The sequence below is a fragment of the Leptolyngbya sp. CCNP1308 genome (assembly GCF_034932455.1).
GTDB lineage: Bacteria > Cyanobacteriota > Cyanobacteriia > Phormidesmidales > Phormidesmidaceae > Nodosilinea.
In genome coordinates this window covers 21,123-32,615 of sequence record NZ_JAYGIH010000085.1, presented here as the reverse complement: position 1 = coordinate 32,615, position 11,493 = coordinate 21,123, and the positions used below count along the sequence as shown (strand labels likewise).

At 53.0% G+C, this 11,493-nt stretch carries 15 protein-coding genes; 6 read left to right on the top strand and 9 right to left on the bottom strand.

The window, feature by feature from the left end; translation table 11 throughout:
• Positions 1 to 110: 110 nt before the first annotated feature.
• The 9 genes from VB780_RS25230 to VB780_RS25190 all read right to left on the bottom strand — a co-directional run bounded on the left by VB780_RS25230 (position 111) and on the right by VB780_RS25190 (position 5,130).
• On the bottom strand, positions 111 to 809 hold the full coding sequence (locus VB780_RS25230; RefSeq protein WP_323353951.1) for an MBL fold metallo-hydrolase: 699 nt from the start codon (positions 807 to 809) through the stop codon (positions 111 to 113).
• A 267-nt stretch (positions 810 to 1,076) separates the two neighbouring features.
• Complete coding sequence (locus tag VB780_RS25225) at positions 1,077 to 1,493, bottom strand: metalloregulator ArsR/SmtB family transcription factor (protein WP_323353950.1); 417 nt, start codon at positions 1,491 to 1,493, stop codon at positions 1,077 to 1,079.
• Between the two features lie 154 nt (positions 1,494 to 1,647).
• Positions 1,648 to 2,169, bottom strand: a complete 522-nt coding sequence (locus VB780_RS25220; RefSeq protein WP_323353949.1) for a rhodanese-like domain-containing protein — start codon at positions 2,167 to 2,169, stop codon at positions 1,648 to 1,650.
• Complete coding sequence (locus VB780_RS25215; RefSeq protein ID WP_323353948.1) at positions 2,159 to 2,929, bottom strand: class I SAM-dependent methyltransferase; 771 nt, start codon at positions 2,927 to 2,929, stop codon at positions 2,159 to 2,161. The genes VB780_RS25220 and VB780_RS25215 overlap by 11 nt, the downstream gene beginning before the upstream one ends.
• Positions 2,908 to 3,261, bottom strand: a complete 354-nt coding sequence (locus VB780_RS25210; protein ID WP_323353947.1) for a rhodanese-like domain-containing protein — start codon at positions 3,259 to 3,261, stop codon at positions 2,908 to 2,910. Before VB780_RS25210 ends, VB780_RS25215 begins: the two co-directional genes overlap by 22 nt.
• Positions 3,262 to 3,357: 96 nt before the next feature.
• A complete protein-coding gene (locus tag VB780_RS25205) occupies positions 3,358 to 3,792 on the bottom strand; it encodes a NifB/NifX family molybdenum-iron cluster-binding protein (protein ID WP_323353946.1) in 435 nt (144 codons plus the stop codon).
• A gap of 104 nt (positions 3,793 to 3,896) precedes the next feature.
• Entirely contained in the window at positions 3,897 to 4,433 is a 537-nt protein-coding gene (petC, locus tag VB780_RS25200; RefSeq protein WP_323353945.1) for a cytochrome b6-f complex iron-sulfur subunit, read from the bottom strand.
• A gap of 18 nt (positions 4,434 to 4,451) precedes the next feature.
• The gene (locus VB780_RS25195; RefSeq protein ID WP_323353944.1) at positions 4,452 to 4,880 is read right to left on the bottom strand and encodes a DUF302 domain-containing protein; all 429 of its coding nucleotides are present in this window, start codon (positions 4,878 to 4,880) and stop codon (positions 4,452 to 4,454) included.
• A gap of 37 nt (positions 4,881 to 4,917) precedes the next feature.
• A complete protein-coding gene (locus tag VB780_RS25190) occupies positions 4,918 to 5,130 on the bottom strand; it encodes a DUF2892 domain-containing protein (RefSeq protein ID WP_323353943.1) in 213 nt (70 codons plus the stop codon).
• A 524-nt stretch (positions 5,131 to 5,654) separates the two neighbouring features.
• Here VB780_RS25190 and VB780_RS25185 point away from each other — a divergent pair.
• The 6 genes from VB780_RS25185 to VB780_RS25160 all read left to right on the top strand — a co-directional run bounded on the left by VB780_RS25185 (position 5,655) and on the right by VB780_RS25160 (position 11,460).
• Complete coding sequence (locus VB780_RS25185) at positions 5,655 to 6,014, top strand: hypothetical protein (RefSeq protein ID WP_323353942.1); 360 nt, start codon at positions 5,655 to 5,657, stop codon at positions 6,012 to 6,014.
• Positions 6,015 to 6,179: 165 nt separating this feature from the next.
• Entirely contained in the window at positions 6,180 to 6,704 is a 525-nt protein-coding gene (locus VB780_RS25180; RefSeq protein WP_323353941.1) for a DUF3122 domain-containing protein, read from the top strand.
• A gap of 72 nt (positions 6,705 to 6,776) precedes the next feature.
• Positions 6,777 to 7,262 carry a DUF4079 domain-containing protein gene (locus tag VB780_RS25175; RefSeq protein ID WP_323353940.1) on the top strand — a complete coding sequence of 162 codons (486 nt, stop codon included), beginning with the start codon at positions 6,777 to 6,779 and terminating at the stop codon, positions 7,260 to 7,262.
• Positions 7,263 to 7,329: 67 nt separating this feature from the next.
• Positions 7,330 to 7,800: a Dps family protein gene (locus VB780_RS25170; protein ID WP_416349261.1), complete on the top strand. Its 471-nt coding sequence runs from the start codon at positions 7,330 to 7,332 to the stop codon at positions 7,798 to 7,800.
• An 83-nt stretch (positions 7,801 to 7,883) separates the two neighbouring features.
• Positions 7,884 to 8,066 (top strand): hypothetical protein, encoded by a 183-nt coding sequence (locus VB780_RS25165; RefSeq protein WP_323353938.1) that lies wholly within the window; start codon positions 7,884 to 7,886, stop codon positions 8,064 to 8,066.
• Between the two features lie 301 nt (positions 8,067 to 8,367).
• Positions 8,368 to 11,460, top strand: a complete 3,093-nt coding sequence (locus tag VB780_RS25160; protein ID WP_323353937.1) for a diguanylate cyclase — start codon at positions 8,368 to 8,370, stop codon at positions 11,458 to 11,460.
• Positions 11,461 to 11,493: the final 33 nt, after the last annotated feature.

Here is an 11,493-nt window from a genome sequence, read left to right as displayed (position 1 = left end):
GCTGTCCTCAGTGGCCTCATAAGACTCGACATCAACACCAGATAGACCTAGTAATTCCGTGAGCAGAGGCACCATAACGACTCGGTATAGTATCGACTACATCAGCATACTCATTCCCGTAGAGCCATATTGCCGCACCTTTCATTGGCAGGCACTGCCTCCATCATTTTTTTAGGGTCTGGTAGATTCAAGTCATTCATGAAGTCGATAAACTGATCGCGGGTGCGCCCAACAAAGCGAGGATTCCACTGTTTTTCCTCGGCAATGGTAGAAACGCTGTGGCCACGATAGTCATGAGCTGGATAGACCAAGGTTTCATCGGGTAATGTAAACAGGTTTTGCGTTACCGAATCGTACAGCGTACCTGCATCTCCGCTTTGAAAGTCTGTCCGTCCACAGCCTCGAACAAATAGGGCATCTCCTGTAAGAACTCTATCCCCATTCACTAAATAGGCCATGTGGCTATCGGTGTGGCCTAGCGTAGCGATCGCCTGAAGTTCCACCTCACCTACCTTCAGCACTTCACCATGGCTGATATGGCAGCTCGCGCAGGCAACCTCAGCATTCGCTGGAACAATGCCCTCACAGCCAGTCAGCTCGCGCAGCTTCCCAGTCCCTGTAATATGGTCCGCATGGACGTGAGTTTCCAAGCAATACCTTAAGGTCAATCCCAACTCGTTGAGCAATTTATAATCTCGCTCCACCTGTTCAATAACTGGATCAACTAGGACGGCCTCGCTAAGGCTAGCGTCAGCGATCAAATAGGTATAAGTCCACGAATCTTGATCAAATAATTGTCGGAATAGCATAGGTTCAGTATTTATCTCCTGAGTAGGGTGATGTGGCGTTATAGCAAAAAGGGTTTATGCATCTCGCGATATCTACTAGATTACCATATAGTAATATAGCTTGCAAAGGGAGCAGTTGTCGGGATAGCCTGAATTATTTACAACAATTCAGGAGAAACCTCAAAAGTCCTGCCAGGAGATAGATCCAGCGATTTATCTAGAAAACATTCTGTTTTTTGAATTGTGCTCACCTCACCATCAGCAACTCCGTGACTTTTGAAGAGCTTTTTAACGCCCTTGCCGGAATGTTGATAGCTGCTGTAACTGTTGACTCTGATGTTCTACCTGAATGGCTAGGGCATCGCAGACAAGATCGCAGAGTTCAAAAAGAAAAGGATTGGCAATTTGGTAGTAGGCGCAGACTCCTCGCTGCTCCCGTGACACAACGTTAGCTTGGGCAAGCATTTTCAGGTGTTTAGACACATTGGCTTGGCCTAACCCAGTCTCTTCGATAATCTCAGTGACATTTTTGGCACCCATCTTTAATGAACACACAATTTGAAGGCGGCTAACTTCTGACAGTACTTTGAAGAAGTCTGCCATCAGACTAAGTGCCTCAGGGCTAAGCTTAAAGATGCCGCAGTTATCTGCCGTCTCCCGAATGACATTAGATACTTCAGGCAGGATAGAGGGTGTAGCAGACATTTCAAATGTTCGACAGGCTTACATCTATGACTATATTACCGCATGGTAGTTGAATTCTCCATATTTGCAAGATAGAGCATGATCTATTGATGCGTCGCCCTCGCCCAAGGGGGGAGAGAGCATGAGGTATCGGCTGAGAGCCATACTCTACGGCTTAGGCTCTCACGATCGCCTCTCCCGCCGCCTTCCAACCTGCAAAACTGGGCGGAAACCCCTGCACATTCTCATAGCCCAGCAGATGTAGGGTCACTACTCCCATGGCCGAGCGATAGCCCGACGAGCAGTAAAGCACCACCGGGCGATCGCGCTCGATCTGGTCAAGGTGCTGGGCCAGGGTGCGCAGCGGGATGTTAATCGCCTCAGGAATGTGACCTGCTGTGTATTCAGCGGGTTCACGCACATCCACCACCTGCGCCTGGGCATTGGCTTGCAGGCGTTTGAACCCCGCAACATCGTCCACCTTGTAGAAGCCAGCGGGAATGGCGGTCAGGGTGCGATCGACTGCGGCTTTTAGCTCCAAGGATGCGTCGGGCAGAGTTTGTACCCTGTCCTGAACGCTTGATTCAGCTACTGACAGCGGTGCGGCTATAGCCAAGTTTGGCCCCAGCCCCAACCACAGACAAACCCCCAGGACGAGAGCCAGCATTACGGCTCGCACTGACTGATTAACTATCATAGATATCTCCTGAAATAAGTTGTCTAGATTTTCTGTGGCTGTGCGTCAATGCAGTCTCAGGGTCAATTGATGCTCGGGTTGCTACCCCAGCAATATGCGGGCTAACCACTGGAATGGATAGTCGAAAGGTTTGATAGTCTACTGTTGCAAACCCTTCGCTTTCCAGGTTTACCCAGGTTTTTCGGTTGGGATGGCAGTGGTCAAACACCGTCTTCCAAATCGGCGTAATGCCATCCTGAACGGTGCGAGTACAGGTGCCATCGGTCGCGGCAACATGCTCCATAAAAACAAACTTGCCGCCAGGTTTCAACACTCGTTGAATGTCCGTTAGGGTCGCATCAATGTCGGTTACAGAACACAGTACGTAGGTGCTCACCACGGCATCCAGGGTGCCATCTTCGACCGGCAATTGCTCCGCCTGTTGACCATACAGTTCGATGTCTTTCAGTCCGTGACGTTCAGCTTCTTGATGAATGTAGGGATGGGTAAACAGGTTGGGTTCTACCCCAATCCAATGAATGTCTGGGGGGAAATAGGCCAGGTTCGTCCTGGCTCCGGGGCCAATTTCTAACACCCTGCCCTGCAAATGGCCCAATAGCGATCGTTTCAGGTCTGCCATGGTGGCGTAGTCGGAGCAATCTTGCAGCTGAATAGTCTGCTCATCTGCCTCAGTAGCCTTGGCCATACCCCAGGCCAAAAACCGTCTATACCCATTGCGCCAGCAGGCACTGTTCGTTTTTACAAACTTAATCGTCGCCATTCCATCATGCCGCCAGTAATGTTGTAGACCGTTGTGAAGCCTGCTTTGATTAGCTGTTTCGCTGCAATGGGGCTGCGGTGGGCGGTCAAACAGATCACCGCAACGGGCTGATCGAGGGAGAGTTCTCGAAACCACTGCGGTAAAAACCAGCGCGATACGCCCAAGCCGAGCAAGATGCGGGGCAGGCTGAGGTTTCGGGCTTCTGAAACGTGGCCAGTGCGATACTCAAGCCCGCTGCGCACATCAATAACCAGGGGAGCATTGGGCGCTTGAGCCAGATCTGTAGGCGATAGGTCTACCACAGCTGGGGTTGATTGAGAGGATTGGGTCATTGGATACCGGAGAATTGGGGCGTTTGAGGGGGCGATCGCACTGTCGAATAGTCACCTAACTCCCACCGGAAGCGAGGGAGAAGTTAGCGCAATACCCTACCCCTGATGGATTGAAGGGGCGGGGCTAGTTTTATGCCGACCGTGGTTGTGTGCCCCGTGGTGGTGCTCGTGGTCATCCCCATGTTCGAGCTGGTGATGCTCTTCTGGCGTCATCACGGCCAGGGTGCCAGATACGTAGGCCATGACGGCGGCATCCAGGTCAGTTTCAGCGGTAATCAGCGGCTGAATGCCCTTAACCTCTAGACGACGGGCTAATCCCCGTCCTATACCGCCACTAATCAGTACCTGCATGGCGTCTAGGGGATGAGGATCTTTCGGAGAACTCTCGCGAAAGCTTTGGTCTTTGGTGATTTGGAGCAGTTGTTTGTCCTGGATGGTGGTGCCCTCCACGTCATAGATCCAAAAGGTTTGACAGCGCCCGAGGTGGCCGGTCAGAGTAGTTTTGTTTTGGCTAGATACGGCAATTTTCATTTGGTTACCTGATTGATTTTGTAGGATGAGTTCCTCGGCATTGACTGTAAGGCAAAGCGATGAAATGGGTGAGTGCTGCAACTTCTGCATCCACCCATCCACCCTTAAACCCACCAGGGCTGCTTGCCCGTACGGGGGTCAGTGGCCGTCCAGGGTGAGATCAAAATGCTGTTATCACTGACCTTGACCTGCACAATCTTGAGCGGCAGAGGCGCTGGCCCTCTCACCACCGAGCCATCGGGGGCATAGAGCGAACCGTGGCAGGGGCATTGAAACTCCTGATCCAGCGGGTTCCAGGGGAAGGTGCAGCCCAGGTGGGTACAATTATCGACAATGCCGATGCCGTCTAGGGCGCTGTCTTCAGTGACAATTAGGTAGGTGGGTTCTCCCGCCAAACCGGCGACCAGGGCGCGCGTTCCCGGTGGCTCCACCAGAAGCTGAGTGGCGGGAATTAGATTTCCTAACGCATCTCTGGCCAGAATGGCTCCCCCCGGCCCTGTTTTCTCAGTTGGGGGAACGAAGACTTTACCCGCGATATATAGGGCAGACCCAGCGGTGGCGGCAACGGTGGCTCCGGTCAAAAAGTTGAGCAACTGCCGCCGCGATAGGGAGGGCACTTCAATTGGAAGACTCGTATCCATAGAAAATAGCCTTATGCCTTAGATGGCATACTCGTAGGTTTTGGCATTGGGCTGGAGGGCAGGGAGGTGATCGATCACCCGCTGGACGGTCTGACTGGCCGCGATCGCAATTTCCCTAGCCTGTGGGTTCTCGACCGGGGCAAACATCGCCAGCGGGTCAACCGCTGAAACCTCGACTCGACCATCGGTGTGTTCTTGCACCACGACGTTGCAGGGGTATAACACTCCCGACTTGTCATCGGTCTGGATCATTTGATAGGCGATTTGAGGATGGCAAGCCCCCAGAATTTTGTACCGCCGAAAGTCGATATCCAATTTTTTCTTAAAAGCCGCCTGCACATCGATTTCAGTTAGCACGCCCATGCCCTCTTGCTTGAGGGCTTCGGTAACCTGGGCGATCGCCTCCTCAAAAGAGGCATCAACAAACTTGCTGAAGTGGTAAGTCATCGTCATTTCCAAGTAGTTTTAAAAGGAGTGAGCCTGACTAAATGTGTTCGTGGATCTGGCTAGTTCGCAGGCCCAGCAGGCTGTAGAGCCCGCAGAAGCCAACTAGCCCGGTGGCCAATGACACACCGCCCGCCACGACCAGACCAACGCCCAGGGCAGAGCCGCTGTAGAGGAATAGCCCTAGATAGAAGAAGACTGACGCCAATAGGAGGCGAATCCCGCGATCAAGGGTGCCAACATTCATTTTCATAGCAGTATTTTCCAAAAGTAAACAGGTTGTAAACGTCTGTACAAAGCCCTGAAAGCTTTGTACAACAAGAGATTTGCAAAGCGTTGCGCTTTCCAGAGATCTCTTATATAACTGTATGGTAACGTGTAAACATACAAAACTACGGAACTTCTCGGATATAGTGTTAGACTCAAGAAAACTGGACAGCTTCTAAGCGAGGCCAGTGCTGTGAGTTTGGATAGATTGTTAGCTCGGATGCCCTATATCAGCTTCTTCCGCCCTGCGTGATGGAAGTATGTTGGCGGTACCTTTGCCGTGGGAGCTTTCAGAGGGAAGGGGATTGAGCCAGTCGAGACGGCCCCTTTTCTCTATTAGAAGACTATTACTAAGCGACTCTAATTGCGTTTAGTGTCAAACTCAATCAATTCAACCAATTCACTCAAAGAAGCAACCAATAGCCTGCCAATATCTTATGGAGAAAGAGGTGCTTTAAGGCTTGCTTCTTGTTAGTAGTCGGTGTCAAAAATACTACAGAAGGCCATTTAATGAATACCCAAAATAATCTTCAAGAGCATATTCCCCAGTATGACGCGCACCTCATTCCGGCTGAATCTGCTGCTCGTCAGCATCGAGAAGGCAAGCATTTTGGCCACACCCCCCATGACGACGGGCCTGATGCAGAATCGAGCCACTCCACAGATGGCTACACCGTAGACAAAGAGGGCTTGATCAATAACTACGCGATTGAGCCAGAAATGTATATCGAGGTGCCCGGAGATCTGCGCGAGCAAGCCGCCCAGGAATCGGCAGAACGTGCCCATCAAATGCAGGAGCTATCTGAAGATGAGGATGGCAAACTAACCATGAAACATGACTGGCGTCACAAAGGCCCTGGCTTGATTTAAAGCTCCTTAAGATCGAGGTGACCAGCTGACTTTAAATTTTCACCATGTTAATTCTATGCCCTGGCCCTAACCTTGGGGTCAGCCGACAAAGTTAACGCCAGGGCACCTTCTCCCTTCAGCTCAAGGGAAAAAACTGATGCAGACATTATCCCAGTTGTACTGAATATGAAGACTATTTTACGTTTCATTGGCTCAACACTCCTGCTCGGAATGCTGGTTTGGACAATGACCATTAATGTGGCGATCGCCCCAGCCCAAGCCGCTCTTCGTCAACTAGAAGAAGCCCCAAGGCAGATCGTCTATCAGTCGCGCCAAACACTCAAAGATCAGCAGGGTAATAGCTGGCAAGCGATCGCTTTCAAACGCATTCACTTGGGCAAAACAGCTACTATTTACCTGCGGCTAGTTGGATTTCCAGGCACGGCAGAACTCGATCATTTACAGCCGTTAACGTTTACCGACTCGCTGGGTAAAACCTTAACAGCCACTGATATATCCCAGGAGATGTTTGCGGACAAAACCCAAGTCGAACTCAATGCGGCAGAGTATGATTTACAGCCAATTTTGGTGCAGCTAGCACTAGGAATTCCGCTGCAGCTGTCGCTGCCAACTCTCAATCAACCCGAGATCACGCTAAATGTCTCGCCTGAGGTGGTTGAAGAATGGCAATCACTCACTGAAGCAACATAGTCGCCACAGAGCAAATAGTTAGACCGTGACGATCAATTCAAGATACATAAAAATACTTTATAAATCATCATCATGAATTTAGAAAGTCTAGCGGCGCTTAAACCCTATCTCAGCTTTTTCCACCCTATTACCATGTGGATTTTGCTCGCCCTAGCGCTCTACACCCTATATCTAGGAGTACAGGTTCGGCGGACAAGATTGGCAGAGGGCGAGCCGAAAAAAGAGCTGGTCAAGGGTCGATTTGCAATTCGGCATCATCAAATTGGCTCTATATTTTTGGCGCTGATCGTCATGGGGGCGATCGGTGGCATCGTCGTGACCTATATCAACAGCGGCAAAATCGTCATTGGCCCTCACCTGTTTGCCGGGTTAGCCATAGTTGGGTTGGTTTCTACCTCGGCGGCGCTGGTGCCCTTTATGCAAAAGCACACTTGGGTTCGCAGTGTTCACGTCTCGTTGAACCTGGTGGTGCTGGGGCTGTTTGGCTGGCAGGCCATAACCGGGGTGCAAATTGTGCAAAAGATTGTCAGCCAGATGACGGCCAATAGTGCTGGATGAATTGATCTAGCCCCATAGCCAACTCAGTTTTACTCACCAGACTATCTAGGAGATTGCTATGCAAACCATGCCCGTCAACATCGGAATGGCAGAGAACGAGCGCCGCGAGATTGCCCAGGGGCTGTCTAAGCTATTGGCCGACACCTACACCCTATATTTGAAGACCCACAACTTCCACTGGAACGTGACCGGCCCTATGTTTCGCACCCTGCACTTGATGTTTGAAGAGCAGTACAACGAGCTGGCATTGGCGGTAGATTTGATCGCCGAACGCATTCGGGCGCTGGGGTTCCCGGCTCCTGGCACCTACAAAGAGTTTGCGGCACTCTCGTCCATTGGCGAAGAAGACGGCGTGCCCAGTGCGGAAGAGATGATCCGCAAACTAGTGGAGGGGCAGGAGGCCGTTGTGCGTACGGCGCGATCGCTCTTTTCAACAGTCGATCAGGCCAATGATGAACCCACCGCAGACCTGCTCACCCAACGCATGCAGGTACATGAAAAGACCGCCTGGATGTTGAGGAGCCTGCTGGGCAATTAGGGCCGTGCAGCCACCATCTGTGGAACCACTAGTGGGGGTGGCTACCGTGAGTTTCCTCAGGTCTAGCCATCTACGGCACGGTGATGCGCAACCTGTCGATCGCCATCGCGATAGACAGCATCGCCTTTGGTAGCAAACAAGGTTCAGAAATTGCCCTAGTCATTGCTATGGCCTACATCATTCAAGTGCAGGCCGCCGCTTGGTACGTGAAGTTGACAGATAGAATTTTTGGCCCAGTGGAGCAAGCGCTGCCCCAGGTCAGCTAGCCGTGCAGTCAGGGTGATTGCCTAAAATTTGGAGTGATGAAGCTTAATAGTGCAGAAAACTCCTGAAATCCTTGGTAAATGAAGGATTCTCACCGAGATAGCGGATTTGGTGTTCTTTCATGAATCAAACGAAAGCAGTGAGTTTCAGCCGCTATTTTGACCGTTTGGGTCGTTAGCATGAGACTCTCTCTAACTAAATTAAAAAGTTTGCTAAGGGACGGTTGCCACAAGATAGAGCTAGTAGGGCCTTTAATCACCTGTGGTCTCTGAATACAGAACATCCAGTGGAGCTCGATCTAACGTGGATGACGTAACGGGGTTGGTGCAACAGCTACAAGCAGAAAATGCCCGTTTGCAGCAGCAGGTAGTGGCCCTGCAGCGGGCTAATCAAACCCTGCAAGCTGAGCGATCGCAACCCCCTCTCGACCTGCGGCAGATGGAGTCGGCCCTCAGCGATAGTGAAGCTCGGTGGCAGTTTGCCCTAGAAGGGGCTGGTGACGGTCTGTGGGACTGGAATGTCCCAACCAATCAGGTGTATTTCTCCCGCCAGTGGAAGGCGATGCTGGGCTACGAAGACCAGGAGATCGGCACTGATCTGGAGGAATGGGATAGGCGAGTGCACTCCGATGACCGGGCCAGCTGCTACGCCGATCTGGAGCGGCACTTTACGGGCGAGACCCCAATTTATCAAAACGAACATCGGGTGTGCTGCAAGGACGGCAGCTACCGATGTATTCTCGATCGCGGCAAGGTAATTGAATGGACCGAGGACGGCCAGCCCCTGCGGATGATTGGCACTTTCCACGATATCCACGAGCGCAAGCAGACTGAGATGCACCAGCAGCAGATGGACGCTGTTCTGCGCCAGAGCGAAGCGACCAACCAGGCGATTCTGAGGGCCATGCCTGACCTGCTCATGCGGGTTGGGCGCGACGGCACCTGCGCTAGCTTTTTGCCCCCCAGCCGGAGCGGCGCGAGCATCTTTTTACCCGTTGAGCACCATCTGGCGGAGATATTGCCCCCCGACCTGCTGGCCAACCAGCTGCGGCAGATTGAGCAGGCTATGACCACGGGCGAGTTGCAGGTGTGGGAACAGCAGCTGGACAAAGAAGGGCAGCTGTCCTACGAGGAGGTGCGCCTGGTGCCTTGCGATGACGATGAGTGCCTGGTGATCGTGCGCGATATCACCCAACGCAAGCAGATGGCGCTAGAGCTAGAAGCCAAAATTGAGGAACTGGATCGATTCTTCTCGGTGTCAATAGACCTGCTGTGCATTGCCGACACCGACGGCTATTTTCGTCGCCTCAATAGCGCCTGGGAAAAGACTCTGGGCTACGGGCTGGCGGAGCTAGAAAATGCTCCGTACATTAGCCTTGTGCATCTCGATGATGTCGCCGCGACCATCGAAGCGGTTTCAGCCCTGGTCAACCACCAAGGAATTATCTCGTTCACTAACCGCTATCGCTGCCTAGACGGCAGCTACCGCTGGTTAGAGTGGCGAGCATCGGTGCCGATGGATGGGCTGATCTACGCTGCTGCCCGAGATGTAACCGACAGCCGGGAGATGACCCTAGAGCTGCAAACGACCAAGGAACAGCTAGAGCTGGTGCTGGAGGCCTCCTCAGAGGGATTCTCAGACTGGAACCTGATCACTGATGAGATCTATTTTTCGCCCCAGTGGAAAGCCATGCTGGGCCACGCCGACCACGAAATGGAGAACTCCATTGAGATGTGGAATTCGACTGTCTTTGAGGAAGACAGGCTGGCCGGGTGGCAGCTGGTGGAGAACTACAACAGCGGCGAAATTGACGGTTTGAGCATCGTGTATCGCCACCATCATAAAGACGGGTCTACGGTGCATATTTTCACTCGCATGATTCATCTCAAAGATGCTGAGGGCCAGGTGGTGCGCATGGTGGGTAGCCACCTCGATATCACGGCTACGGTAGACATGCAGCAGGCACTGCAAACCTCAGAGACGCAGCTGAGCAGTATCTTAAACAGCGCCGTAGACGGCATTATGGCTTTTCGGGCGGTACGCGATGACAGGGGCACCCTTGTCGATTTTGCCTGGCTGCTGAGCAACCCTGCGGCCTGCGCCATGGTGGGGCGCACCGTCGAGCATTTGACCGGTAAACGGCTGCTAGAAGAATTGCCTGGCCACCAAGCCAATGACCTGTTTGACCTCGGTGTGCAGGTGATTGAAACCGGGGAACCGATGCAGCAGCAGTTTGAGTACAGCCAAAAACAAATTAGCTCCTGGTTTGAAAATGCTGCGGTTAAGCTGGATGACGGCTTTGCGGTCACCTTTCGCGATATCACGGCTCTCAGACAGTCTAAGCAGGTGCTTCAAGACGTCAATCAGCAGCTCGAAAGCCGTGTCGATGAACTCAAGCAGCGCAATGATGAAATGCAGCGCTTAGGAGAAATGAGCGACTTCTTGCAAGCCTGTTTGACGGTAGACGAAGCTTACCAGGCGTTAAGCACTCTGGTGGCTCCGCTATTTGTCGGCAGCAGCGGCGCTATTTTCATGCTCAACCCGTCGCGCGATCGCATGGAAATTGTTACCACCTGGGGGCCTGAGCTAAACTCGCAGCCAGTGTTTAGCTCCTTTAGCCCCTCAGACTGCTGGGCCTTACGCCGGGGGCGACCCCACCAGGTCGGCCCTAACAGCCTGGGGCTGCGCTGCCACCATGCTGAGGCGGCGGTGGACAGCACCACCCTTTGCCTGCCCCTACTGGCCCAGGGCGAAACCCTGGGGCTGTTTTATCTCAGTGCCAGTGAGGTAAAACAGCCCACCCAGCAGCTGGCCCGCGCCGTAGCCGAGCAGGTGGCGCTGGCCTTGGCCAACCTGCAGCTGCGCGAAACCCTGCAATATCAGAGCATTCGCGACCCGCTCACCGGGTTGTATAACCGCCGCTACCTCGAAGAAACCCTGACCCAGGAAATTGAGCGCGCCCAGCGCCAACACCACCCGATTGGGGTGATTATGCTCGATATCGACCACTTCAAGCGGGTTAACGATGTCCATGGCCACGAGGCGGGCGATCGCGTCCTAGAAGCCGTGGGCCAGCTGCTGCGCGACAGCGTGCGGGGGTCTGACATTGCCTGCCGCTACGGCGGTGAAGAGATGACCCTAGTACTGCCTGAGTCACCCCCAGACGTTACTTTGGCGCGGGCCGAAGCCATTTGCTACGCCATCGGCCAGCTTCGGGTGAGCTATAACGGCATGACGCTGGAACGACTGTCGGCCTCGCTGGGGGTGGCGAGCTTTCCTGACCACGGGGCCAAGGGCATTGACGTGGTTAAAGCCGCTGATGTCGCGCTCTACCAAGCTAAGAGCAGGGGACGCAACCAGGTGGTGGTCTACAGTGCCTGCGATGGAAGTAGCTAAGAGCCTAGATCCTTCTCAGCCTAGAGATAACAC

Coding starts and splice junctions, on each gene's coding strand:
- VB780_RS25230 (WP_323353951.1), bottom strand. CDS start 809: ATGCTATTCCGACAATTATTTGATCAAGATTCGTGGACTTATACCTAT.
- VB780_RS25225 (WP_323353950.1), bottom strand. CDS start 1,493: ATGTCTGCTACACCCTCTATCCTGCCTGAAGTATCTAATGTCATTCGG.
- VB780_RS25220 (WP_323353949.1), bottom strand. CDS start 2,169: ATGATAGTTAATCAGTCAGTGCGAGCCGTAATGCTGGCTCTCGTCCTG.
- VB780_RS25215 (WP_323353948.1), bottom strand. CDS start 2,929: ATGGCGACGATTAAGTTTGTAAAAACGAACAGTGCCTGCTGGCGCAAT.
- VB780_RS25210 (WP_323353947.1), bottom strand. CDS start 3,261: ATGACCCAATCCTCTCAATCAACCCCAGCTGTGGTAGACCTATCGCCT.
- VB780_RS25205 (WP_323353946.1), bottom strand. CDS start 3,792: ATGAAAATTGCCGTATCTAGCCAAAACAAAACTACTCTGACCGGCCAC.
- petC (WP_323353945.1), bottom strand. CDS start 4,433: ATGGATACGAGTCTTCCAATTGAAGTGCCCTCCCTATCGCGGCGGCAG.
- VB780_RS25195 (WP_323353944.1), bottom strand. CDS start 4,880: ATGACTTACCACTTCAGCAAGTTTGTTGATGCCTCTTTTGAGGAGGCG.
- VB780_RS25190 (WP_323353943.1), bottom strand. CDS start 5,130: ATGAAAATGAATGTTGGCACCCTTGATCGCGGGATTCGCCTCCTATTG.
- VB780_RS25185 (WP_323353942.1), top strand. CDS start 5,655: ATGAATACCCAAAATAATCTTCAAGAGCATATTCCCCAGTATGACGCG.
- VB780_RS25180 (WP_323353941.1), top strand. CDS start 6,180: ATGAAGACTATTTTACGTTTCATTGGCTCAACACTCCTGCTCGGAATG.
- VB780_RS25175 (WP_323353940.1), top strand. CDS start 6,777: ATGAATTTAGAAAGTCTAGCGGCGCTTAAACCCTATCTCAGCTTTTTC.
- VB780_RS25170 (WP_416349261.1), top strand. CDS start 7,330: ATGCCCGTCAACATCGGAATGGCAGAGAACGAGCGCCGCGAGATTGCC.
- VB780_RS25165 (WP_323353938.1), top strand. CDS start 7,884: ATGCGCAACCTGTCGATCGCCATCGCGATAGACAGCATCGCCTTTGGT.